Annotated in this window: 22 protein-coding genes; 4 read left to right on the forward strand and 18 right to left on the reverse strand. The window is 71.6% G+C overall.

Annotated features, from left to right (window positions below; translation table 11 throughout):
- Nucleotides 1-54: 54 nt before the first annotated feature.
- Nucleotides 55-1,029 carry a hypothetical protein gene (locus Q1B24_RS05160; RefSeq protein WP_299924196.1) on the forward strand — a complete coding sequence of 325 codons (975 nt, stop codon included), beginning with the start codon at nucleotides 55-57 and terminating at the stop codon, nucleotides 1,027-1,029.
- 82 nt (nucleotides 1,030-1,111) lie between these two features.
- On the opposite strand, the gene Q1B24_RS05165 is transcribed toward Q1B24_RS05160, so the two are convergent.
- Nucleotides 1,112-3,694, reverse strand: coding sequence for a CHAT domain-containing protein (locus Q1B24_RS05165; RefSeq protein WP_299924200.1), 2,583 nt, complete (start codon nucleotides 3,692-3,694; stop codon nucleotides 1,112-1,114).
- 80 nt (nucleotides 3,695-3,774) lie between these two features.
- Here Q1B24_RS05165 and Q1B24_RS05170 point away from each other — a divergent pair, with 80 nt between their 5' ends.
- Nucleotides 3,775-5,049 (forward strand): S8/S53 family peptidase, encoded by a 1,275-nt coding sequence (locus Q1B24_RS05170; RefSeq protein ID WP_299924203.1) that lies wholly within the window; start codon nucleotides 3,775-3,777, stop codon nucleotides 5,047-5,049.
- 15 nt (nucleotides 5,050-5,064) lie between these two features.
- Here Q1B24_RS05170 and Q1B24_RS05175 read toward each other — a convergent pair whose 3' ends face one another.
- The 8 genes from Q1B24_RS05175 to Q1B24_RS05210 form a co-directional block, all read right to left on the reverse strand.
- Nucleotides 5,065-5,523: a hypothetical protein gene (locus Q1B24_RS05175; RefSeq protein WP_299924233.1), complete on the reverse strand. Its 459-nt coding sequence runs from the start codon at nucleotides 5,521-5,523 to the stop codon at nucleotides 5,065-5,067.
- Complete coding sequence (locus Q1B24_RS05180; RefSeq protein ID WP_299924236.1) at nucleotides 5,520-6,113, reverse strand: sigma-70 family RNA polymerase sigma factor; 594 nt, start codon at nucleotides 6,111-6,113, stop codon at nucleotides 5,520-5,522. The genes Q1B24_RS05175 and Q1B24_RS05180 overlap by 4 nt, the downstream gene beginning before the upstream one ends.
- A gap of 87 nt (nucleotides 6,114-6,200) precedes the next feature.
- Entirely contained in the window at nucleotides 6,201-7,052 is an 852-nt protein-coding gene (locus tag Q1B24_RS05185) for a GNAT family N-acetyltransferase (RefSeq protein WP_299924239.1), read from the reverse strand.
- 58 nt (nucleotides 7,053-7,110) lie between these two features.
- Nucleotides 7,111-8,262: a flavodoxin-dependent (E)-4-hydroxy-3-methylbut-2-enyl-diphosphate synthase gene (ispG, locus tag Q1B24_RS05190; RefSeq protein ID WP_299924241.1), complete on the reverse strand. Its 1,152-nt coding sequence runs from the start codon at nucleotides 8,260-8,262 to the stop codon at nucleotides 7,111-7,113.
- Nucleotides 8,263-8,433: 171 nt separating this feature from the next.
- The gene (locus Q1B24_RS05195) at nucleotides 8,434-9,780 is read right to left on the reverse strand and encodes an RIP metalloprotease (RefSeq protein WP_299924244.1); all 1,347 of its coding nucleotides are present in this window, start codon (nucleotides 9,778-9,780) and stop codon (nucleotides 8,434-8,436) included.
- A gap of 37 nt (nucleotides 9,781-9,817) precedes the next feature.
- Nucleotides 9,818-10,903, reverse strand: a complete 1,086-nt coding sequence (dxr, locus tag Q1B24_RS05200) for a 1-deoxy-D-xylulose-5-phosphate reductoisomerase (RefSeq protein WP_299924247.1) — start codon at nucleotides 10,901-10,903, stop codon at nucleotides 9,818-9,820.
- Nucleotides 10,904-10,949: 46 nt separating this feature from the next.
- Nucleotides 10,950-11,558: a hypothetical protein gene (locus Q1B24_RS05205; RefSeq protein ID WP_299924250.1), complete on the reverse strand. Its 609-nt coding sequence runs from the start codon at nucleotides 11,556-11,558 to the stop codon at nucleotides 10,950-10,952.
- Nucleotides 11,559-11,560: 2 nt separating this feature from the next.
- Nucleotides 11,561-13,000, reverse strand: coding sequence for a M1 family metallopeptidase (locus tag Q1B24_RS05210; protein ID WP_299924253.1), 1,440 nt, complete (start codon nucleotides 12,998-13,000; stop codon nucleotides 11,561-11,563).
- Between the two features lie 187 nt (nucleotides 13,001-13,187).
- Between Q1B24_RS05210 and Q1B24_RS05215 the strand changes: the two genes are divergently transcribed.
- A complete protein-coding gene (locus Q1B24_RS05215; RefSeq protein ID WP_299924256.1) occupies nucleotides 13,188-14,096 on the forward strand; it encodes an RIO1 family regulatory kinase/ATPase in 909 nt (302 codons plus the stop codon).
- 56 nt (nucleotides 14,097-14,152) lie between these two features.
- A complete protein-coding gene (locus Q1B24_RS05220; RefSeq protein ID WP_299924259.1) occupies nucleotides 14,153-15,262 on the forward strand; it encodes an LOG family protein in 1,110 nt (369 codons plus the stop codon).
- Here Q1B24_RS05220 and Q1B24_RS05225 read toward each other — a convergent pair.
- From Q1B24_RS05225 to tsf, 9 genes are all read right to left on the reverse strand, one after another.
- Entirely contained in the window at nucleotides 15,225-16,436 is a 1,212-nt protein-coding gene (locus tag Q1B24_RS05225; protein ID WP_299924263.1) for a glycosyltransferase family 1 protein, read from the reverse strand. The two genes, Q1B24_RS05220 and Q1B24_RS05225, sit on opposite strands and share 38 nt — an antisense overlap.
- A 105-nt stretch (nucleotides 16,437-16,541) precedes the next feature.
- A complete protein-coding gene (gene rlmN / locus Q1B24_RS05230; RefSeq protein WP_299924266.1) occupies nucleotides 16,542-17,666 on the reverse strand; it encodes a 23S rRNA (adenine(2503)-C(2))-methyltransferase RlmN in 1,125 nt (374 codons plus the stop codon).
- Between the two features lie 53 nt (nucleotides 17,667-17,719).
- Complete coding sequence (locus tag Q1B24_RS05235) at nucleotides 17,720-18,067, reverse strand: hypothetical protein (RefSeq protein ID WP_299924269.1); 348 nt, start codon at nucleotides 18,065-18,067, stop codon at nucleotides 17,720-17,722.
- A 78-nt stretch (nucleotides 18,068-18,145) separates the two neighbouring features.
- Nucleotides 18,146-18,658, reverse strand: coding sequence for a histidine phosphatase family protein (locus Q1B24_RS05240; RefSeq protein ID WP_299924271.1), 513 nt, complete (start codon nucleotides 18,656-18,658; stop codon nucleotides 18,146-18,148).
- Complete coding sequence (locus tag Q1B24_RS05245; protein WP_299924274.1) at nucleotides 18,655-19,431, reverse strand: sugar nucleotide-binding protein; 777 nt, start codon at nucleotides 19,429-19,431, stop codon at nucleotides 18,655-18,657. The genes Q1B24_RS05240 and Q1B24_RS05245 overlap by 4 nt, the downstream gene beginning before the upstream one ends.
- Complete coding sequence (locus Q1B24_RS05250; protein ID WP_299924277.1) at nucleotides 19,431-20,339, reverse strand: phosphatidate cytidylyltransferase; 909 nt, start codon at nucleotides 20,337-20,339, stop codon at nucleotides 19,431-19,433. Before Q1B24_RS05250 ends, Q1B24_RS05245 begins: the two co-directional genes overlap by 1 nt.
- 10 nt (nucleotides 20,340-20,349) lie before the next feature.
- On the reverse strand, nucleotides 20,350-20,904 hold the full coding sequence (gene frr, locus Q1B24_RS05255; RefSeq protein ID WP_299925105.1) for a ribosome recycling factor: 555 nt from the start codon (nucleotides 20,902-20,904) through the stop codon (nucleotides 20,350-20,352).
- Nucleotides 20,905-20,966: 62 nt separating this feature from the next.
- Entirely contained in the window at nucleotides 20,967-21,686 is a 720-nt protein-coding gene (gene pyrH / locus Q1B24_RS05260; RefSeq protein WP_299924280.1) for a UMP kinase, read from the reverse strand.
- A gap of 137 nt (nucleotides 21,687-21,823) precedes the next feature.
- Complete coding sequence (gene tsf / locus Q1B24_RS05265) at nucleotides 21,824-22,636, reverse strand: translation elongation factor Ts (protein ID WP_299924283.1); 813 nt, start codon at nucleotides 22,634-22,636, stop codon at nucleotides 21,824-21,826.
- Nucleotides 22,637-22,721 lie beyond the last annotated feature (85 nt).

Consider the following 22,721-nt stretch of genomic DNA (forward strand, 5'->3'; position numbering starts at 1 on the left):
CGGTCCGTCCCGCGACGTCTCCGTACCAGGACCACACACCCCAGGGGGAGATCCATGCGTCGTACGACGGCCACAGCACTCATCTCGGCACTGACGGTGGGCGCCGCGCTCGCCGTACCGGCCCAGGCCGCGGCACCCACCGTCGAGCTGCAGCCGCAGCGGCTGGCGCGCGGCGCCGACATCGCCGTGCCCCACATCGAGGACGGCGTCTTCGTCGACGGCGAGCGTCGCATCGAGCTGCCCGGCACGGAGGCGCGCATCATCGGAGCGTCGTCGGGCGGCTGGATGGTGGGGACGCACCGGACCAACGCCGTGGGCGAACGCCGTGGCGGCCGCGTCGTGCACGTGATGCCCGACGGCACCGTGCGCACCGTGCTTCGCGGCGTCGACCCGGCAGTCGTCCAGGTCACCGAGGACGGCAGCTCGCTCCTCGGGGTCCCCGACACCGGGAGGTCGCGTGCGACGGTCAAGGTGTGGGCGGTCGTCGACGGAACCGAGGTCGCGTCCCGCACGTTCGGAGGCTGGCCCGAGGTCGTGGCGTCGAGCGGCGCGAAGGTGCTCGTGCGGACCACGACGCGGACATTCTGGTGGAACTTCGGCCGCGACGAGGTACGCCGCCCGCTGACCCGCAGGCTCACCGGGACCGCGAGCATCGAGCACGACCTGCTCGTGACCTACACGAAGGACCCGTACCTCGGCGGCTGCATGCAGCTCGTGCGGCTGAGCCGCCCGAACGTGAAGGTCTGGAGGTCCTGCCGGGACCGGGTCGCCGCCATCTCCCCCGACGGCACGGAGATGCTCACCTTCCACATCCTCACCGACGGGCTCGGCCCCGGTGAGATCCGCCTGCGCGAGGTCGACGGCACCCGGCTGGCGACGTACTCGACGAACTGGTTCGGCAGCTGGGGCTGGGAGTCGCCGGGCACGCTGCTGCTCAACGTCAACGGCAAGCGGAAGTCCGCGACAGTACGTTGCACGCTCGACGCCTGCGAGAACGCGACCGACCCGGTGAAGGTCCGCACGCCCTGACCGCTCGCCGGATATCTGAGGACACGATGAACGGATTCGTGGTCGAACCACGTTCACCATGTCCTCAGGTATCGCGTGGTGCTCAGGTCCCCAGGACGGTGAACGACGCGGCGGTGGCGGCGAGCACGGGGTCGCCGCCGGCCGCTTCGCGGGCGGCGAGCATCGCGTCTCCGAGCCCACCGCCCTGCCGGAGCCGGGCGTGGAGCGCGACCATCACCTCCACGGTGGCGGCGTCGTCGACCTCGGCGAGGCTCGAGACGACGCCGGCGGTGCCCATGGACAGCAGCGCGGCCGCCAGGCCGAGCAGCTCCTGGTCGCCCACGGGCTGCATGACACCCGACTCGCAGGCCGAGAGCACCACCCGGTGCGGCGGCCGCTCGAGCCCCTGGAGGTCGTGGACGAGCAGGGGCCCGTCGGCCATCGTGAGCGAGGAGAAGAGCGGGCTGTCCTCGCGGAAGTGACCGTGTGCGGCGACATGCGCCAGCGCCGCCCCGTCGAGCGCGACGAGCGCAGCGGCGACGGTGGCCTCATCGCCGTCGAGCACCTGGGCCTGCGGGTCGTCGGCCGCCACGGCCGGCACCTCGGCGCCGCCGCTCCCGAGACCCGGGCCGACGAGCATCACCCGACGGTCGTCGGCAGGCTTCGAGGTACGAGCCCGCAGCCACAGCCGCGCCGACGGGGTGCCCGTCACGGGTCGGCGCGCCAGCGCCGGCAGCAGCCCCCACGGGACGCCTTGGAGTGCGGCCGGGGCGCAGACCACGACCCGCTGGTCCCCGACCCCGTCGAGCGCGCTCCCGAGCAGGGCACGCTCGAGCCGGGCGCCGGCGACGTCGAGCTGCGCCCGCCGCCCACGCGCGGCCTGGCGGAGCGTGAACAGTGCGAAGTCCACCGCGGCGGCAGCGGCTGCGGCGTCACCGACCACACGACGGCGTACGCGGCCGCGACCCGCCACGAGTGCGTGCAGGACGCCGTCCACCTCGGTCAGCTCGACCAGGACGGTGTCGTCCTCTGCCAGCGCACCCAGCAGGGCGGGGACGTCGAACGAGTCCGCGGTCCGCTCACCACCTCGAGCGTGGAAGAGCCGCTGGCGGACAGCCTGCTCCAAGCGCGTCGCGCGCGCCTCGAGGCGTTCGACCGGGGCGCCTGCGACCCGCGCCTCGGCCAGCCGTTGGTGCTGCGCACGCAGCGCCGCGAGGTCAGCGGCCGTCTCCGGGTCATGGCCGGACGCGGTCGCCGGCAGCGCCAGTGAAGTAGCGCGCCAGCGTTCGGACCACCGAAGCAGCTGGCGGGCGTCACCCGACCGCAGGGCCGTGCGGGTGCCGAGCTCGGCGAGGTCCGCGCCGTGGCGGGAGGACAACGCCCGCAGTTCGTGGCTGCCGAAGGTCGCAGCATGCTCGTCGAGCGCGAGGAGGCCGCGCTCGCACGCTCGCAGAACACCACCGACCTGCCCGGCGACCTCGCGCCGCCGAGCCTCGGCCAGCCAGCCCAATGCCCGGGTGGTGCCGAGAGATGCGTGGCGGAAGACCGCAGCCTCCTCGAGCCAGCCGTCCAGCAGGCGCAGGGCCCGAGGACCACGTACGCGGCGGGCGACCCGGGCGCCGAGGAGCAGGGCCTGGGGGAGCTCAGGAGCGGCGCGCATCCGGGCCGCGTCGATGAGGGACTCGAGTCGGCGGAGCAGTCGGTCGGGTCGATCCGTTGAGTCAGCACGCGCCCAGATCGCGATCAGCTCGGCCCTCACCCAGTGCTGCTCCTGACCATGTCGCCGGTAGAGCCGGCACGCGTCCTCCGCAGCCGATCGGGCACGCGAGTGGTCGCCGGCTGCATGGGCCGCCCCGGCCAGTACGAGCAGCACGTCGGCCCGCTCGACCTCGGCCAGCGGGCGCGCTGAGAGGGCACGCTCCACGATGCCGAGGGCATCGGCGGCGAGGCCTGCGGCGAGGTAGGCGCCGCACTGGTCGTAGACGAGGTCGACGCTGGTGATGCCGAGGTCATCGAACCTGCTGCTCGCCTCGGCGTAGCGCTCCAACGCCCGCGGCAGGTCACCCTCGAGCGACGCGACCCAGCCCAGGTTCTGGACGGCGTTGGCAGCATCCCAGCCCATCCCGAGCGCGGTGTAGACGTCGAGCGACTCCGTGAACCTGCGGCGCGCGGCGTCGAGGTCGCCCAGCCATCCCCGGGTGATTCCTTCGAGGTTGAGGGCACGCGCTCGCCAGACCTCGTCTCCCGACCCGTCCAGCAGCCGGAGGGCGTGAGCCAGGTCGGCTGCACCCTCCTCGACCTTCTCGAGGTTGAAGCTGAGCACACGGGCTCGCCTCACCAGAGCTCGTGCGAGCGGCACGCCGCCGAGCGTGGCGACCGCACGGTCGAGCTGCGACAGACCGTCCCGCGTGCGCCCCGCCTGGACGAGCGTCACACCGAGCGTCGCCCTGACGTCGGCCTCTCGTTCTCTGTCCGTCCGGCGAGCCAGTGTGACGGCCCTCCGCAGTTGGAGCAGCGCGTCCTCGGTCTCACCCAGGTCTCGCTGCACGATGCCGACCACCTGGTGGCCGATCGATGCCAGTGCAGGGTCCGGGTCGGACACAAGCTCCCTCAACGCGGTGCGCCTGGCACCCGCCGGATCGGCGAAGAGCGTGCGGAGCAGCTCCTCCGCGTCGACCCGGTCCACACCGTCATCCTTGCCGATCCGACCATCAAGTTGTGGCGAAACCCTCGTCAGGGCCGCCTGTACAGCACTAGCGTCGTGCCATGGGCGACTGGAAGATCGGTGACGACCGACGGCGACGCAGCACCGACCAGCTCCGCGAGCTTCGCGAGGCCAACGACGGACAGGTGGCCTGGGACACGGAGGCACCCGCGGACTTCACCTACCTCTTCCATCCCGACCACGTGCTCGTGGGAGCCGAGGACGTGGACGAGTTCGAGGCGGCTGTCGCGCGGCTCGACAAAGACATCCTGGGTGAGCCCCCCCGACGCGACGACGTGCTCCTGCTGGGTGGCGACCTCGTGCGCTACGTGCTGGCGGAGCGCTCCGGTGGCGAGTCGGTGCCCGACGTGCTCGAGCTGCTGGAACGAGGCGGCCTGCGCCAAGGCCTCGCGTCACCCGACCACTGGGTCCACGTGTCCCCCGGAGGCGGCACCGCATGCCCGGCTGTGGAGCCCGAGGAGACCGGGCTGACCGAGCCGTGGCCGCCGGTCGCCCCGCAGGACGAGGGCCACGACGTGCGCGTCGTGGTCGTCGACACCGGCTGGAACCCTCCGTCCGGCAACGACCCCCGCACGCCCTGGCTCAAGGGAGTCGACGGCGACGACGAGCTCAACGGTCCGGACCTGCGCCCCTACGCCGGGCACGGGACCTTCATCGCCGGGGTCGTGCGCTGCATGGCGCCCCTGACGACGGTGTTCGTAGAGGGCTTCGCCATCGGCGGTGTGGGCGGTGGCGGCATCCTGGAGTCCGAGATGGTGCGCCAGCTCGAGGAAGCCATGGCCCGCAAGCCGCAGGTGATCAACCTGTCCGCAGGCTGCCGCACCCGCCTCGACCTGCCGTCGATCGCCTTCTCGCGGTTCTACCGGCGTCACCTCAAGGGCGAGGACTGCGTGCTCGTCGCGGCAGCCGGTAACGACTCGTGGGCAGCACCGTTCTGGCCTGCCGCCTTCCCCTGGGCCGTCGGCGTGGGCTCGCTCGACCGGGACGGTCGCGTCTCGTCCTTCTCCAACTACGGCGTCTCTGCGGACGTCTACGCGCTCGGCCGCAACATCGTGAACGCGTTCCCCGACGGCACCTTCGAATGCCACGAGACGCCCAACAAGGGGGACGTGCGGGTGTTCGGCACCGGTCTGGCGCGGTGGAGCGGCACGTCCTTCGCGGCACCGATCGTGGCCGGCCTGATCGCCCGCGAGATCAGCGAGACCGGCTCGTCAGCGGCCGATGCCCGCGACGCGGTGCTCGCCCGCGCGGTCTACGACTCCGACCCGCTGGTGGGCCCCCACATGGAGCTGCGCCAGCCCTACCCCCACCCCTGAGGAAGGGCCGGCGCCTCAGAGCTCGATCCAGCGGCTGGTCGCCGAGCGGTCGCCGTCGCGCACCGTGAAGCGGACCGAACCGGTCGGCTCCGCGACGAGGGCGAAGAACCCCACCTCGTCGAGGCCGGTGGTCCAGCTCTGCCCGTCGGTCGTCTCGACCACCACCTCGACGGTCCCCATGTCACCGTCGAAGTCCAGCAGCTGTCCGCGCACCTGGCCCTCGTCGAGCTCGGCGTCGAGCGACCAGCCCTCGGCGGCGGTGAAGTAGAGGATCCGCGACGTGGCGAGCCCCCTCACCTGGGCAGCGGGCTCGTCACGCGAGTCACGGACCAGGGTGAGCATCTCCCACTCCTCGTCGAGGTCGGCGGCAGCGACGGCGGCGATCATCGTCGCGACGAGGCCGGGCGGCGGCGGGTCGTAGGTCATCCACATGTCACGCAGTTCCTCGAGGAGAGCGGCGTCCCCATCAGTCATCGCTCGCCTCCTTTCATCAGGGCGGTCCGGACCTTGGCCAGGCACCGGGCCCGGGTGGGGCCGATGCTCCCGACGGGCATGTCGAGGTCCTGGCTGATCGACTGGTAGTCGGGGCGGTCCATGAAGGCCACGACTCTCAGCAGCTTGCGGCAACGTTCGTCGACGGACGCCACGGCCCCCCAGAGCCGTGCCGCCTCGTCGTCGCGCACGGCGGACGCCTCGGCCGACTCCGCATCCGGGAGGGCGGCGTGCAGCGTCTCGTCCTGCACCGGGGTCGCACGTCGTGCGGCCCGGGCTTGCGCGGCGGCGCCGCGCCTGGCTGAGGTGATCAGCCAGGACGCGACCGCCTGTGGGTCCTCGATGGTCCGGTGGAGCCGTACGAAACCGAGCCAGGTCGCCTGGACCACGTCCTCGGCGCTCTGACGGTCGTGGCCGTAGGCCCTCACCACGTGCCACAGGATCGGCGTCATCGTGGTCACCAGCTCGTCCATCGCTCCGGCGTCCCCCGAACGCCAGGCGATGAACGCCCCACTGGCCATGTCCCACGGTGACTGCTCGGACTGCCCCTCAGTCCTTCGGTCCTCTGACATGACGACCATTGTCCCCATGTCAGCTCAGGTGCGCGTACACCCCTGCGTGATACACCTCGGACAAATGTTTTTCGGCCGGCTCCAGCACTAGAACATCAGCGTCGCGAAGGTCGCCGTCTGCACGAACCCGACCCGTGCGTACGCCGCCCGCGCGGGGGTGTTCCACTCGTTGACGTAGAGCGAGACGACCGGCGCCATGCCGGAGCCGATGACGTGGGAGACCACGGCCGCCATGCCGCTGCTCGACAGCCCCTCGCCCCTGCGGTCGGGACGGACCCACACGCCCTGCACCTGGGCGGCGTACGGCGTCACGCAGGCGACCTCGGCCTTGAAGACCACGCCCTGGTCGTCGAAGCTCGCCATCGACCAGCCCCGGCCGATCAGCTGCTGGATCCGCGCGCGGTAGAGGTCTCCCCCGCCCGCGTCGTTCTCCGGGGAGACGCCGACCTCCTCGGTGTACATCGCCACGCACGCGGGGTAGAGCACGTCGAGGTCGAGCGGCGTGGTGACCCGCACGTGGGGGTCCGCAGCGATCGTCGGGACCCGGCCCATCTCGAGGTGCGGCTGGTCGAGCCGGAGCTCGCGGGGCCTGGACCAGCGCGGCTCGATCAGCTCCCACAGCGCGGCCACCACGTCAGCGGGTCCGACGATGGTGCCGACGGTGTTGCGGCGGCGCAGCGCCACGTCGGCGAACGCACCCACGTCGTCGGGAGTGCACTGCACCGGGACCAGGTTGGCCCCCAGGTGGCAGCCCGCGACGAGCCGGTCCCCGTCGAAGCGGCCCCACACCTGACCTCCGAGCCAGCGCTCGTCGAGATTGGTGAGGCGGGCGCGGTAGTCGGCGAAGACGTTGACGACCGGGTCCTGCTCCGCGAGCGCGATGAAGGCGTCCCGGTCGCCCGGGCCCAGCACGCGCACCTGCTCGCGGGTCCTCAACACCTTCTGAGCCTAGGGGTGTGCGAGGTCGCGGGACCAGCGGGACCACCCGCTGAGGCCGTCAGGAGACGCTGACGCTGGCCTCGGCGCCCTCGATCGGTTCCATGCCCTCGGCGATGCGCATGGCCTCCTCGATGAGGGTCTCGACGATCTGCGACTCCGGGACGGTCTTGATGACCTCGCCCTTGACGAAGATCTGGCCCTTGCCGTTGCCGGAGGCGACACCGAGGTCGGCCTCGCGGGCCTCACCCGGACCGTTGACGACGCAGCCCATGACGGCGACGCGCAGCGGCACCTCCATGCCCTCGAGGCCGGCGGTGACCTCCTCGGCGAGCTTGTAGACGTCGACCTGCGCGCGACCGCAGGACGGGCAGGAGACGATCTCAAGGCGGCGCGGCTTGAGGTTGAGCGACTCCAGGATCTGGAGGCCGACCTTGACCTCCTCGACCGGCGGCGCGGACAGCGAGACGCGGATGGTGTCGCCGATGCCCTTGCTGAGCAGGTGGCCGAAGGCGACCGCGGACTTGATGGTGCCCAGGAAGGCGGGGCCGGCCTCGGTGACGCCGAGGTGCAGCGGCCAGTCGCCCGCCTCGGCGAGCAGCTCGTAGGCGCGCACCATCACGACGGGGTCGTTGTGCTTGACCGAGATCTTGAAGTCGTGGAAGTCGTGCTCCTCGAACAGGCTCGCCTCCCACACGGCCGACTCGACGAGCGCCTCGGGCGTGGCCTTGCCGTACTTGTCGAGGATGCGCTTGTCGAGCGAGCCGGCGTTGACGCCGATCCGGATCGAGGTGCCGCGGTCCTTGGCGGCCCGGGCGATCCCCTTGACCTGGTCGTCGAACTTGCGGATGTTGCCCGGGTTGACCCGGACGGCCGCGCAGCCGGCGTCGATGGCGGCGAAGACGTACTTCGGCTGGAAGTGGATGTCGGCGATCACCGGGATCTGCGAGTGCTGCGCGATCTCCGGCAGCGCGTCGGCGTCGTCCTGGCTCGGGCACGCCACGCGCACGATGTCGCAGCCCGTGGCGGTGAGCTCGGCGATCTGCTGGAGGGTCGAGTTCACGTCGGAGGTCAGCGTCGTGGTCATCGACTGGACCGAGATCGGCGAGTCGCTGCCGACGCCCACGGACCCCACCTTGATCTGGCGGGTCTTGCGGCGCGGTGCCAGGACGGGGGGCGGGAGGGCGGGCATGCCCAGGCCGACAGAAGTCATGGCCTCATCGTACGGGCCGGACGGCAGGACACCGCTGCTCGGGCACGCCTCCCGCGCACGCCCGGGCAGCGGCGACCCCCGCAGGATTCCAGAGGCCGGTAGCCCTGTCCGTCGATCACGGAGTGGTGTGGACCACCCCCCGACCAACCCGGGCGGCCTGGGCCGGCTCGCTCAGCTCAGGCGCAGGGGTACGACGATGTCCGCGACGATGAGGACCACGCCCATCACCAGCATCGCGAGCCCCACGACGTAGGCCACCGGAAGCAGCTTGGCGACGTCGACGTGACCGGGGTCCGGACGCCCGAGGAGCCGGGCGAGGCCGCGCTTGAGGCCTTCGTAGAGGGCACCGGCGATGTGGCCGCCGTCGAGGGGCAGCAGCGGCACGAAGTTGAACATGCCGATGAAGAAGTTGAAGCTCGCGATGAGGAACAGCAGCGTCACGATCTTCTCGGTGAGCGGGAACGCCTCGCTCGCCGCGGCTTCCCCGGCGAACCGTCCGCCGCCCACGATGGACACGGGGCTCTCGGGGTCGCGCTCCTGGAGCCCGACGATCGCTCGCCCGACCTCGTAGACCTTGACCGGCAGCTGGCCGAGCGCCTGGACCGTCTCGACGGTCATCGTCCCCATCTGCTCGGTCGTGTAGAGCAGGCCGCCGGTCTCGAGGCGGGACTCCGGCTGCACGCCGAGGAAGCCGACCTCGGTGAGGGTGCGGTCCTCGATGGAGGTCTGGCGCAGCGTGACGGTCGTGTTGGTCGTCAGCGTGAGCTGCTCGTCACCGCGGCGGACCTCGATGACCGCGTCGCCGTCGGCGTTGGCGCGGATCTGCGACTGGAAGCTGTCCCAGTCACGGAAGGGCGTGCCGTTGAAGCTGAGGATCTCGTCGCCGGGGCGGATCCCCGCCTCCTTGGCGGGGGTGGGCGGGTCGTCGGCGGTGCAGGCCCGGCCCTGGTCCTCGACCGGCACCACGCACTCGGGGACGGCGGCCACGACGGGCTCGACGACCTCGTCGCGGGGGTTGCCGTAGGTCGCGAAGAGCAGCGTGAAGAGCCCGAAGGCGATGGCGATGTTGACCATCGGCCCACCCGCCATCACGATCACCTTCTTCCACCACACGAGGCGGTAGAACAGCCGGTCGGTGTCGTGCTGCTTGACGTACTCCCACTCCGCGGCGCGGGCATCGGAGATCAGCTGGGTGAACATGCCCGTGTTGGATCGACGGACCTTGTGGACCGCCTCGCCGTCCTCGTCGTACGTCGTCTCCTCGACGAGGTCCTCCGCGCCCGGGGGCAGCATCCCGACGATCTTGACGTAGCCGCCGAGCGGGATCGCCTTGACGCCGTACTCGGTGTCGCCGATCTGCTTGCTCCACACCGTGGGACCGAAGCCGATGAACCACTGCGGCACCTTGCAGCCGAACTTCTTCGCCGGCACGAGGTGCCCGAACTCGTGCAGCCCGATCGAGACGAGGATCGCCAGGACGAAGGCGACGACACCCAAGGTGTAGAGCAGGGCGGACATGCGTGAAGGTCCTTCTCGGGTGGGGTCGGGTGGGGCGTCAGATGAGGGACGCGGCCTCGGCTCGCGCCCAGGCGTCCGCGGCGAGGACGTCGTCGACGGACAGGTGCTCCTTCGATGGTACGTCGTGGCGCTCAAGGACGTGTGCCACCGTGGCGACGATGTCGGGGAATCCCAGCCGGCCCTCGTGGAAGGCGTCGACGGCGACCTCGTTGGCGGCGTTGTAGACCGCGGGCGCGGTGCCGCCCCGCTCCCCCGCGGTCCGGGCGAGGGTGACGGCGGGGAAGACCACGTCGTCGAGAGGCTCGAAGCGCCAGTCGGCGGCCTTCGTCCAGTCGATCGGCGTCTCGGCGTCCGGGACCCGGTCGGGCCAGCCCATCCCGAGCGAGATCGGGACCAGCATGGTCGGCAGGCCGAGCTGGGCCACCACGGCGCCGTCGACGAACTCGACCATCGAGTGGATCAGCTGCTGCGGGTGGACGACGACGTCGATCCGGTCGAAGGGGATGTCGAAGAGCAGGTGTGCCTCGATCACCTCGAGGCCCTTGTTGACGAGCGTCGCCGAGTTGGTGGTGATGACGCGGCCCATCGCGAAGTTGGGGTGGGCGAGGGCCTGCTCGGGCGTGACGTCGGCCAGCTCGTCCGCCGTGCGTCCGCGGAAGGGGCCGCCGGACGCGGTGAGGACGAGGCGTCGCACCTCCTCGGCGGAGCCGGCGCGCAGGCTCTGGGCGATGGCGCTGTGCTCAGAGTCGACCGGCACGATCTGCCCCGGTCGCGCGCGCTCCTTGACCAGCGGGCCGCCGATGATGAGCGACTCCTTGTTGGCCAGGGCGAGCGTGGTGCCCGCGTCGAGGGCCGCGAGGGTGGGCCGGAGCCCGACCGCGCCGGTGATGCCGTTGAGGACGACGTCGCACGGTCGCCCGGCGGCCTCGGCGGACGCCTCCTCCCCCAGCCCGGAGTACGCCGGTGCGAACTCCGCGACCTGCGCCTCGAACAGCTCGGGGTTCGACCCGCCGGCGGTGAGCCCGACGACCCGGAAGCGGTCGGGGTGGGCGCGGACGAGGTCGAGCGCCTGGGTGCCGATGGACCCGGTCGAGCCGAGGATCACGATGTCGCGGGCAGTCACCGCGCCAGTCTGTCAGGGCCGCGTGCGCGGACCGCGGGTGCCGGGCTCAGCCCAGCGGCGCGTCGAACGACCAGAACCTCAGCCCGCCGACCTCGACGAGCGTGGCTCCGGCCGGCACCGGCAGCGTGTGGTCGTCCGACGCGCCGAGGGCGGCCAGGACCATGAGCGTGTCCGCACCGTGCCGGGCGAGCACCGCGTCGCCGGGTACGTCGGCGCACCCGGACGGGTCGGTGCGGCCGGCGCGCATGGCGACGTCCCACGGGACGGCCTCCTCGTCGACCGCGAACACCACACCGTCCGGGCCGCTGCGGACGACCACCTTCCCGGTCGCGCCGGGCGAGTCGTCGTACTGCGCCAGCGCGCCGACGCGGGCGGCCGCGAGCGCAGTGACGACGCCGGCGCCCTGGGGCAGGGACCCGACAGCGACCTGGTCGCCGACGTCCACGCCGAAGGCACGCATCACCCCGGCGCACGCGGCGACCTCGGTGAGCAGCCACGCGAAGGTGCGCTCCGAGCCGTCGAGGTGCGCCGCGACGTCGTCGGCACGGCCGCGGACGACGTGGAGGTCGAGGGCGTTGTAGCAGGCGTTGAGGAGGCCGGGGTGGTCGTCGGTGGGCGCCCGGAACCAGGTCACGTCCGTCGTGTCGCTCGTCATCGTCAGCCGAGCCCGTTGTCGGCGGTGGCGGCCGGCTTCGCGGGCGTGCGGAGCCAGGCGTCGAAGAAGGCGCCCAGGTCCTGCCCGCTCACCCGGGCGGCCATCTCCTCGAACTCCGCGGTGGAGCCGTTGCCGCCGCGCTGCTCCCGGATCCAGGTGCGGACGACCTGCCAGAAGACGTCGTCACCGACCCGGTTGCGCAGCGCCTGCAGCGTCATGGCGCCGCGGCCGTAGACCGCGCCGTCGAAGACCTTGGCCGCACCCGGGTCGCCGACCACCACCTGCCAGAAGGCCGAGGTCGCGTCGACGTTGTCGTAGTAGTTGCGCAGGATCGCGGCGCCGGAGCGCCCGCCGCGCGTCTCGGTCCAGCGCCACTCCATGAAGGTGGCGAAGCCCTCGTTGAGCCAGATGTCGGACCAGCGTTCCACCGCGATGTCGTCACCGAACCACTGGTGGGCGAGCTCGTGGACGACGAGGCTGGTCGCGCTCGCGCCGACCGCGGGGTAGGTGGGCCGGGTCTGGTTCTCCAGGGCGAAGCCCGGGTTGAGGCCGGTGGTGATGCCGCCGACGACCGAGAAGGGGTAGTCGCCGAGGTCCTTCTCGAGCCCGGCGACGACGGTCGGGGTCTTCTTCATCAGCCGCATGCTGGCCGCCTGGTCGCGCTCGTCGAGGCGCTCCGAGACAGCGACGAGCCACGGCAGCCCGCGGTGCGTGCCCTTCTCGATCGCGAAGTCGCCCGCGGCGAAGAACGCGAGGTAGGGCACCATCGGCTCGTCGGCCCGCCAGTGCCACTGGGTCGACGTCCTGCCCACCTCGCGGTCGCGCAGCTTGCCGTTGGAGACGACCTCGCGGCCGTTGGGCACGCGGACCTTGACGTCGACGACGGCCTTGTCGAGCGGGTGGTCGTTGGCGGGGAACCACCACGGAGCCATGTGCGGCTCGTTCATCGTGATGACCTCGTGCTTGCTGGCCAGCCAGTTCCGCTCCCCGGCGTACGAGTGTCGCGCCGGGCGGTCGTCGTACGACACCACGACCGTGTGCCTGCTGCCGGCCGCGAGCGGGCGGTCCGGGGTGATCCGCAGCTCGTGCCCGCCGTCGGTCTTCGCGAACCGCGCCTTCTCGCCGTCGACGGTCACCGTCGAGACCTTGAGGAGGAAGTCGAGGGAGAAGCTGGCGAGGTCCTGGGTCGCCGTCAGCTCGATCGCCGTGCGGCCGCTGAGCTGCTTCGTGTCGAGGACGTAGCGGTTGGAGATCTTGTAGGTGGCCACGTCGATGCCACCGTTGCCGTCGAGCGGCCAGTAGGGGTCGCCGATCCCGGACGCCCCGTCGACGGGCGCCGCGGCCCGCATCTCACCGGTGGCCGGGACGCTGGTGAGGCCCACCGCGAGGGTCGCCAGCAGTGCTACGGACAGCAGGGGCTGGGAGATCGCTCGCGTGGTCATCGTCCGAACCTAGCGCGATCAATTCAGTTGCGGGGCGCAACGTGCTCGTGGACGATGGCGCCGGCGACACCAGCCCGCCGCGTGCACCCGCACGTCGGTGCCCCGTGACCCGAGAGGAGCCGTGACATGTCCATGACTGTCCTCGGCCTGCCCGCCGACCACCTCTCGCACACACGGAGCACCCACGTTGTCCCACCTGCACACCGACCACTCCTTCCCGGAGGACTTCCTCCGGCCTGACGACCGGTCGCCCCTCGAGGGCATCGACGAGTCGTTCGTCTTCACCTACGACACCTACGCCGACGAGCTCGGCGAGGGTCAGCGCTGGTCCCGCTGGGAGGACCTCGAGGCCCTGATGAAGGGTCCGGAACCGCGCCCCGACTGGGTCGTGACCTCCAGCGGGGCCATCGACACCGAGCTCGGCGTCCTCAAGACCGGCAAGGAGGCCGACGTCTTCCTCCTCGAGCGCGAGGACCCGCACCGCCCGCAGACCGCCGTCGTCATGGCCGCCAAGCGCTACCGCGACACCGACCACCGCACCTTCCACCGGGCGGCCTCCTACACCGAGGGCCGATCGATGAAGCGCTCCCGCGACAACCGCGCGCTCAAGCGCAAGTCCACGTGGGGCAAGCAGGTCGCGGCCGGCGAGTGGGCCGTCTCGGAGTGGAACGCCCTGCGTCGCTGCTGGGAGCTCGGCCTGCCCGTCCCCTACCCGGTGCAGATCGACGAGACCGAGATCCTCATGGAGTGGATCACGGTCGCCGTCGACGGGGAGACCGAGACCGCGCCGCGCGTGGCCCAGGTCCGCCCCGAGCGCTCGGTCGTCGAGGGCTTCTACGAGCAGCTGCGCGACGCGCTCACCACGCTCGTCCAGGCCGGCCTGGTCCACGGCGACCTGTCGCCGTACAACACCCTGGCGGCGGGCGAGCGGCTGGTCATCATCGACCTGCCGCAGATGGTGGACCTCGTCGGCAACCCACGCGGCATGGACTTCCTGCTGCGCGACTGCGCCAACATGTGCGCGTGGTTCCGCTCGCGCGGGCTGGCCGTCGACGAGCAGGAGCTTTTCGGAGAGCTGATGGCGCACGCCTTCTAGGGCAGGGTCGCCCTCGGGTCAGGAGGCTCGAGGGCGAGCACCCTAGGTTTGGCCCCGTGAAGCACTCCCACGGACGCGTCGTCGACGTCACGACCCTGGCCGACCTCGACCGGAGGCTGGCGGGTGGTGCGCAGTCGCTCACGGGCTGGCGCGTGGTCGGGCTCGACCTGACCGAGCGCGGACCGGCGCTGCTGGAGCGGTCGCTGGGCCAGGCCCTGTTCCTCGGCTGCGAGTTCGCCGACGGCTACGACGACGACGTACGCCGTGCCGGAGCGATCGTGCTGCCCGACATCCCCGGCATCCCGGTCGACACCTACCGGGCCACGCTCTACTCCCCCGGCGACCTCTACGACGCACCGCGCTACGACGACACCCTCGACGCGCGCACCTACGCCTGGTCGCGGCACGGCACCAGTCCCGAGGACGCGCTCGCGATGGCGCTGCACGACCACCACGTCGACGCGGCCCTGGCCGCGTGGGTGGCAGACCGTGACGTCGTGGGCGTCATGGGCGGGCACGCCCTCGAGCGCGGCAGCACGGCGTACGCCGCGGCCGCCCGACTCGGCCACGCGCTGGGCGACCACCTGACCGTGGCCACCGGCGGCGGGCCGGGGGCCATGGAGGCGGCCAACCTGGGTGCGTTCCTGCCCGACGGCCTCGACGGCGCGCTGGCCCGTCTCGCCACGGCTCCCTCGTTCCAGCCCGACGTGGGCGCCTGGGCGCGGGTCGCCCTCGACGTGGTGGGCGATACCACCGACGGCCGGGAGTCGCTCGGCATCCCCACGTGGCACTACGGCCACGAGCCGCCCAACGTCTTCGCCACCTCGATCGCGAAGTTCTTCGCCAACGCCCCACGCGAGGCGCTGCTGCTCGAGGTGTGCACGGCGGGCATCGTGTTCCTGCCGGGCGCGGGTGGCACGGTGCAGGAGATCTTCCAGGACGCCTGCGAGAACTACTACGCCGGTCGGACCGCCGTGGCTCCCATGGTGCTGCTCGGACGTCGCTACTGGACCGAGGAGCTGCCGGTGTGGCCGCTGCTGAAGGCGCTGGCCGCGGGTCGGGTCATGGAGCCGCACGTCCACCTCGTCGACAGCGTCGACGAGGCCGTCGAGGTGGTGCGCCGGACCCTCAGCCGGCGCGACGGCGGGTCGTTGCCGGCGCGATGACGTCGCGGTAGTGGTCCACGAGCAGCTCGTTGACCGCCTGCCAGGTCCGCCCCTGCACGCTCTGGCGGGCGGCGAGCGCCATCCTGCGCCGGAGCACCGGGTGCGAGACGAGACGTTCGACGTGCGCCACCAGCTCCGCGGCGTCACCGGGCTCGTAGAGGTGGCCGGCGACGGTGTCGGCCACGACGTCGATCGGCCCACCCGAGCGCGGCGCGACCACCGGGACGCCGCTGGCCAGGGCCTCCTGGGCGGACTGGCAGTAGGTCTCGTGGCGGCCGGTGTGCACGAAGACGTCGAGGGTGGCGTAGGCCCGGGCGAGCTCGTCGCCGTGCAGGACGCCGAGGAACGCCGCACCGGGGAGCAGCGTCCGCAGGCGGGCCTCCTCGGGTCCGCCGCCGACCAGCACGAGGCGCACCCCCGGGAGCCGGTCGACGTGGACGAGCAGCTCGAGCTCCTTCTCGGCGGCCAGGCGACCGACGTACCCCACGAGCGCCTCGCCGTGCGGGGCGAGCTCGGCGTGGAGGGCCTCGTCGCGCCGGGCCGGAGTGAACAGCACCTGGTCCACACCGCGGGGCCAGCGGGCGACGGCGTCCACGCCCAGGCGGGCGAGCTGGTCGATGCTCGCGGTGGACGGGGCCAGGGTGCGGTCCACGCCGAGGTGGATCCGGCGGGTCAGCGCCTCCATGGTCCGCGCGCCGCCCGGTACGCCGTAGCGCTGGGCGAAGCCGACCAGGTCGGTCTGGTAGATCGCCACCGTGGGGATGTCGAGCGACCGGGCCGCCCGCGCGGCCTGGCGGCCGAGCGTCGCGGGTGAGGCGATGTGCACCACGTCCGGGCGGAACCGCTCCATCGTCGAGCGCAGCCGCCGACGGGTCTCCAGACCGATCCGGAAGTCCGCGTAGAACGGCAGGCTGGCGCCCCGCGCGTGGGTGACGGGGAAGCCGGCGTACGTCGCCGGGCCGGTGGGCGCGACCAGCTCGGCTGCGTGGCCCTCGGCGGCCAGGTGCTCCAGCACCCGGCGCACGGAGTTCGTGACGCCGTTGACCTGGGGCAGGAAGGACTCGGTGACCACGAGGACTCGGAGCCGTGGTGCGGAGGCGTGACGGTCGCCGGGGAGGTGGACGAGGGTGGCCGGTGCGGTGCGGCTGCGACGCCGCCTCTCGAGCAGGTCCATGCCACGGACGCTAGGGAGCGCGCCGCAACGCCACGTCCCACCCGGGCAGACGACACGTGAACGGTCACCGACGCTCCGGGACCACCCCTCGGGCTGCCGCCCGGGTCACTCCTTGGCCGCGAGCTGGCCGCAGGCCCCGTCGATCTCACGCCCGCGCGTGTCGCGGACCGTGGTCGGGATGCCCTTGGCCTCGAGGCGGCGGACGAACTCCCGCTCGTCGGCCGGGTCGGACGCCGTCCACTTCGAGCCCTCGATCGGGTTGAGCGGGATCAGGTTGACGTGCACCCAGCCCCAGTCGCCGTACGAGTTGAGCACGTCGGCGAGCAGGTCGGCGCGGTGCGCCTGGTCGTTGATGCCGCGCATCATGGCGTACTCGATGGACACGCGTCGCTTGGTGACGCGGGCGTAGTCCCACGCCGCCTCGACGGTCTCGGCGACCGAGAAGCGGGTGTTGATCGGCACGAGCTCGTTGCGCAGCTCGTCGTCCGGGGCGTGCAGGCTGAGGGCGAGGGTGACCGGGATGCCCTCCTCGGTGAGCTGCCGGATGCGGGGCACGAGGCCCACCGTCGAGACGGTGATGCCGCGGGCGCTCATGCCGAGACCGGCAGGCGACGGGTCGGTGAGGCGACGTACGGCACCGACCACGGCCTTGTAGTTGGCGAGCGGCTCACCCATGCCCATGAACACCACGTTGGACACGCGACCCGGCCCGCCGGGCACCTCGCCGCGGGCCAGCGAACGGGCGCCGGCGACGACCTGCTCGACGATCTCGGCGGTCGACATGTTGCGCTGCAGGCCGCCCATCCCGGTGGCGCAGAACGGGCAGGCCATGCCGCAGCCGGCCTGGCTGGACACGCACATCGTGGCGCGGTCGGGGTAGCGCATGAGCACGGACTCGACCAGCGCCCCGTCGAAGAGCTTCCAGAGCGTCTTGCGCGTGGTGCCCCGGTCGGCCTCCATCGTGCGCAGCGGCGTCATCAGGTCGGGCAGCAGCGCGGCGACGAGGTCGTCGCGCTGGCCGGCGGGCAGGTCGGTCATCTCGGCCGGGTCGTCGACGAGGCGCGCGAAGTAGTGGTTCGAGAGCTGCTTGGCCCGGAAGCCGGGCAGGCCCATCTCCTCGAGGCGTGCCTTGCGGCCCGCCTCGTCGAGGTCGGCCAGGTGTGGCGGCGGCTTCTTGCGGCCGCGCGGCTCGTCCATGACGAGGGGAAGGGTCTTGATCGGCTCGGTCATCGCCCCCGATCCTCCCATCCCCCGGGCGCGGGGGCCATTCAGCGGGTCGGGCGTCAGGCGTCGACCATGAAGTAGAGGACCAGGGAGGCGACGCCACCGACGACGAGAGCGGTGACGATCATGCCCACGAACATGAACTGGGCGAAGCGACGGGTCTTGCGCATCACGAGCATCGCGATCGGCAGGGCCAGCGCGAGGAGCACGAACGGGAAGAACCGCTCCGCGGTCTCATAGCTGAACAGCAGCCGCAGCAGCCCCGCGAAGGCGCCCGGCAGGGCGGTGACGAAGAGCATCCCGGCGAAGAAGCCGGTGATGCCCGCGAACGTGGGGTGGCTGTGGTGCCACCACCCGAGCTGCTCCTCGGGAGCCTCCGCGGGCTCCCGGACCTGTTCTGTCTCCACGGGACCAGCCTAGGCGTTCGGCGCCGGCGACCGGCGCTGGGCACGCGGGTCCGCTCGGTGGCAGGGACGACCTGTCCCTCAGACGTCGACGACCAGCAGGTCCGGCATCGCGAGCCCCGCCCACCGCTCGAGGTCCGGCGGCTCGCCGGTCAGGTCCGCGACGACCAGCGTCCACGCCGTGCCGTGGCCGACGAGCACCACGTCGTCGCTGCCGTGCACGTCGAGGACCCGGCGTACGGCGGCGACGACCCGCTCCCGGCAGGCGTCGAGCGGCTCCCAGCCGTCGAGCGCAGCCACGTCCGGGTGCTCGAAGGCGCGACGCACCGCTCCGACGAAGTCGTCCACCCACTCCCCCGTCCGCTCGTGCTCGCGGAGGTCGTCGAGCACACCGACCTCCGCATCCGAGAGCAGCTGGGCGGTCTGCACCGCCTTGGGCTCCGGCGAGGTGAACCACGCCGCCCGCGACGGGAGCAGGCCCGAGGAGCGCAGCGCCCACACGTCGTCGTACGCCGTGGGGTCGAGGTCCCAGGTGGCGGCGGGCACACCGGGGGTCATGGCCGGGCGTCCGTGGCGGACGAGGTGAAGGGTCACGGGGCCAGGAACTCCTTCGCTCCGCGCAGGCGGGTGGTGAGCAGGGACGCCGCCAGCGAGGAGTCGAGGCGTACGTCGACCGGGCCGGGCAACGAGGCGCGACTGGTACCGCGCAGCACGTCGGGCTCCAGGCCGTCGCGGCGGGCGATGAGGCGGCCGAGCTCGAGCCGGCTCACCGCGTCGGCACCCGCGACGTGCAGCACGCCCTGATGCGTGCCGGTGGCCAGCTCGACCAGCGCGGCGGCGAGGTCGCCGACGTTCACCGGGCACCGCCCCTCGTCGTCGAACAGCGCACCCTCCGCCCCCGCGGCGAGGGCGTGCACGAGGCGTTCGTGCTGGGAGGCCCCGTCGCCGAGGATGAGCGAGGTGCGCGCGACGACGACGTCGTCGCAGACCGAGAGCGCGGTCGTCTCCGCTGCCGCCTTGGCCGCGCCGTAGGCGGTGATCGGGTCGGGCGGAGCGGCCTCGTCGTAGTGCACGTCGGCGCCGGAGAAGACGACGTCGCTGGACACCAGCACCAGCCGAGCGCCGTGGGCGCGCGCCGCGATCGCCATGTGCGCCGCACCGGTGGCGGTGACGTCCCAGTCGGACTGGACGTAGGCCGTGTGGACGACGGCGTCGGGCCGGTGCGCTGCCAGCAGCTCGTCGACGGCGGCCCGGTCGCGGACGTCGCAGTCGGCCGAGCCGACCGCGACCACGTCGTGCCCGATGGCTGCCGCCACCACGTGCCGGCCGAGGTAGCCGGTGCGGCCGCCCGTGACGAGCAGCCGCATCAGAAGACGAGGTAGTAGAGGACCAGCCAGATCGGCGCGACCGTGGCGAGGAGCGAGTCGAGGCGGTCCATCAGGCCGCCGTGGCCGGGGATGACCTGGCTCATGTCCTTGATGCCGAGGTCGCGCTTGATCACCGACTCGCACAGGTCGCCGAGGGTCGCCATGACCGCGGCGATCACCCCGAGGAGGACGCCGACCCACCAGTCACCGCCCAGGAACGAGGACACCAGCCAGACGCCGACCGCGATGGTCGCGACCATGGACCCGGCGAAGCCCTCCCAGGACTTCTTGGGCGAGATGACCGGTGCCATCGGGTGCTTGCCGAACAGCACTCCGGCGACGTAGCCGCCGGTGTCGGAGGCGACGGTGATGGCGATGAAGGTGATGATGCCGCGCACCCCCTGGTCGTCGACGTCGAGGCCGAACGCCGGGTTGTGGCCACCCTCGGAGAGGAGCAGTGCCACGAACGAGCCGAGGAACGGGACGTAGACCAGCGTGAAGACCGCCGCGGTGGCGTTCTTGACGTAGCCGTCGACTCCACGCCGCAACAGCCACAGCATGATCACCAGCGCCGTCACCGCAGTCGCGGTCACCAGCGCCGGGGCGCCGTAGAAGTAGGCGACGACCACCATCACGACGCCACCGAGCATGAGCGGCTGCTCGGGGATGTCGATGTCCTTGGCCCCGAGGCCCTTGTGCAGCTCCCAGATCGCCACGACCACGGCTGCGGCCACGATCGCCATGAAGGCGGTCTTCCAGAACAGCAGCGACAGCAGGATCGCCCCGACCAGGACCACCGCCGAGCCGATCGCGGTGGGAAGGTCGCGACCGGCGCGGCCGTGGTCCTTCTTGATCGCCTCGGACGGCGGCTCGGGCGCGTCCGGTGCGGACGGGTCGGAAGAGGTCATCGGTGGGCGCTCAGACCTCGAGGAGCTCGGCTTCCTTGTGCTTGAGGAGCTCGTCGATCTTGTCGGTGTGCGTCTTGGTCATCGTGTCGAGACGCTTCTCCGCGCCGGTGACGTCGTCCTTGCCGACCTCGCCGTCCTTCTCGAGCTTCTCCAGGCCCTGCTTGGCGGTGCGACGGATGTTGCGCACCGACACGCGGCCGTCCTCGGCCTTCGCCTTGGCGATCTTGATGTATTCCTTGCGGCGCTCCTCGGTCAGCTCGGGGAAGACGCAGCGCAGCACCTTGCCGTCGTTGGCCGGGTTGACCCCCAGGTCGGAGTCGCGGATGGCCCGCTCGATGGCACCCATCGCGCCGATGTCGAAGGGCTGGATCAAGATGGTGCGCGCGTCCTGGGAGGTGAAGCTCGCCAGCTGCTGCAGTGGGGTCTGGGTGCCGTAGTAGTCGGCCGTGATCTTGGCGAACATGGCCGGGTTGGCACGGCCGGCCCGGATGGCGGCGAACTCCTCGCGCGTCGCCTCGACGGACTTGCCCATCTTGGCGTCGGCGTCCTTCATGACGTCGTTGATCACGGTTGCTCTCTCTCCTCGTACGTCGTGGTGCGGGTGCGCAGGCAGGTGGTCGGCCCCGGTCAGGCCGTGCTGCTCACCAGCGTGCCGATCTTCTCACCCCGCACCGCGCGCCCGATCGTGCCCGCGGTGGAGAGGTTGAAGAAGACGATGTCCATCTTGTTGTCGCGGGCCATGGCGATACCGGTGGCGTCGGCGACCTTGAGGTCGCGCGCGAGGTACTCGTCGTAGCTGAGCTGGTCGAACTTCACCGCGTCGGGGTTGGTCTTGGGGTCGGAGTCGTAGACCCCGTCGACACCCTGCTTGCCCATCAGGATCACCTCGCAGCGCGTCTCCAGCGCCCGCTGGGCGGCCACGGTGTCGGTGGAGAAGAACGGCATGCCGGCGCCGGCTCCGAAGATCACGACGCGGCCCTTCTCCATGTGGCGGATCGCGCGGCGCGGGATGTAGGGCTCGGCGACCTGGCCCATCGTGATGGCGGTCTGCACGCGCGTCTCCACGCCGTGCTTCTCGATGAAGTCCTGGAGCGCGAGGCAGTTCATCACCGTGCCCAGCATGCCCATGTAGTCGGCGCGGGCACGCTCCATGCCGCGCTGCTGGAGCTCGGCGCCGCGGAAGAAGTTGCCACCGCCCACGACGATCGCGATCTGGACGCCCGACTTGGCGACCTCGGCCACCTCGCCGGCAAGGGCGTTGATGACGTCGAGGTCCAACCCCACCTCGCCTCCGCCGAACACCTCACCGGAGAGTTTGAGCAGGACTCGCTTGTACGCCACGTGCATCCCTTCGCGCGCCTGGGTAGGTCATCCGAAACCTACCGGAACGGACGGGGCCCGACGAACCCGCGCCACCCCGCACGCGACGAGGGGCCGTACGCCGGTGGCGTACGACCCCTCGTCGGTGATCAGGTGGAGCTGGCTCAGGCGCCGACCTCGAAGCGGGCGAACCGCTTCACGGTCGTGCCGGCCTCGTCCAGGACGGCCTTGACCGACTTCTTGGACTCGGTGACCGACTCCTGCTCGAGCAGGACGATCTCCTTGTAGAAGCCGCCGAGACGGCCCTCGACGATCTTGGCGATCGCCTGCTCCGGCTTGCCCTCCTCGCGCGTCTTCTGCTCGGCGATGGAGCGCTCGGACTCGACGATCTCCGCGGGGACCTCGTCGCGGGTGAGGTACTGGGCCTTCATCGCTGCGATCTGCATCGCGGCGGCGCGGGCGGCGGTCTCGTCACCCTCGAACTCCACGAGCACGCCGACGGCGGGCGGGAGGTCGGCGGCACGCTTGTGCATGTAGGTGACGGTGGTGCCCTCGAAGTAGGCGACGTCGCCCAGCTCGATCTTCTCGCCGATGGTGATGGCCAGGTCCTGGACGACCTCGCCGACGGTCTTGCCGTCGAGCTCGGCGGCCTTGAGGGCCTCGGTGTCGGCGGCCTTGACGGAGTCGGCAACGTCGGCGATCTGCTGCGCCTTGGCGATGAACTCCTCGTTCTTGGCGACGAAGTCGGTCTCGCTCTTGAGCTCGACCAGCGCGTTGCCGGAGGTGGCGACGAGGCCTGCAGCGGTCTCGCGCTCGGCACCGCGGGCGGCAGCCTTGGCGGCACCCTTGACGCGGAGCAGCTCGACGGCCTTGTCGAAGTCGCCGTCCGTCTCGGTCAGCGCCTTCTTGCAGTCCATCATCCCGGCCTGGGTCAGCTCACGGAGCTTCTTGACGTCGGCAGCGGTGAAGTTGGCCATGGTCCTTCTTCCTTCGATCCAGGGGTTTCGCGGGGTGGCGCGGGGCGACCCGGCGGTGGGCGGGACGACTCAGGGCGCCGGCCGC

This window comes from uncultured Nocardioides sp. (assembly GCF_947488025.1).
Lineage (GTDB): Bacteria > Actinomycetota > Actinomycetes > Propionibacteriales > Nocardioidaceae > Nocardioides.

Excerpts from the sequence above, each read along its gene's own strand:
- Q1B24_RS05160 (WP_299924196.1), top strand. The coding sequence starts at position 55 with ATGCGTCGTACGACGGCCACAGCACTCATCTCGGCACTGACGGTGGGC.
- Q1B24_RS05170 (WP_299924203.1), top strand. The coding sequence starts at position 3,775 with ATGGGCGACTGGAAGATCGGTGACGACCGACGGCGACGCAGCACCGAC.
- Q1B24_RS05175 (WP_299924233.1), bottom strand. The coding sequence starts at position 5,523 with ATGACTGATGGGGACGCCGCTCTCCTCGAGGAACTGCGTGACATGTGG.
- Q1B24_RS05180 (WP_299924236.1), bottom strand. The coding sequence starts at position 6,113 with ATGTCAGAGGACCGAAGGACTGAGGGGCAGTCCGAGCAGTCACCGTGG.
- ispG (WP_299924241.1), bottom strand. The coding sequence starts at position 8,262 with ATGACTTCTGTCGGCCTGGGCATGCCCGCCCTCCCGCCCCCCGTCCTG.
- Q1B24_RS05195 (WP_299924244.1), bottom strand. The coding sequence starts at position 9,780 with ATGTCCGCCCTGCTCTACACCTTGGGTGTCGTCGCCTTCGTCCTGGCG.
- Q1B24_RS05205 (WP_299924250.1), bottom strand. The coding sequence starts at position 11,558 with ATGACGAGCGACACGACGGACGTGACCTGGTTCCGGGCGCCCACCGAC.
- Q1B24_RS05210 (WP_299924253.1), bottom strand. The coding sequence starts at position 13,000 with ATGACCACGCGAGCGATCTCCCAGCCCCTGCTGTCCGTAGCACTGCTG.
- Q1B24_RS05225 (WP_299924263.1), bottom strand. The coding sequence starts at position 16,436 with ATGGACCTGCTCGAGAGGCGGCGTCGCAGCCGCACCGCACCGGCCACC.
- rlmN (WP_299924266.1), bottom strand. The coding sequence starts at position 17,666 with ATGACCGAGCCGATCAAGACCCTTCCCCTCGTCATGGACGAGCCGCGC.
- Q1B24_RS05245 (WP_299924274.1), bottom strand. The coding sequence starts at position 19,431 with ATGCGGCTGCTCGTCACGGGCGGCCGCACCGGCTACCTCGGCCGGCAC.
- Q1B24_RS05250 (WP_299924277.1), bottom strand. The coding sequence starts at position 20,339 with ATGACCTCTTCCGACCCGTCCGCACCGGACGCGCCCGAGCCGCCGTCC.
- pyrH (WP_299924280.1), bottom strand. The coding sequence starts at position 21,686 with ATGCACGTGGCGTACAAGCGAGTCCTGCTCAAACTCTCCGGTGAGGTG.
- tsf (WP_299924283.1), bottom strand. The coding sequence starts at position 22,636 with ATGGCCAACTTCACCGCTGCCGACGTCAAGAAGCTCCGTGAGCTGACC.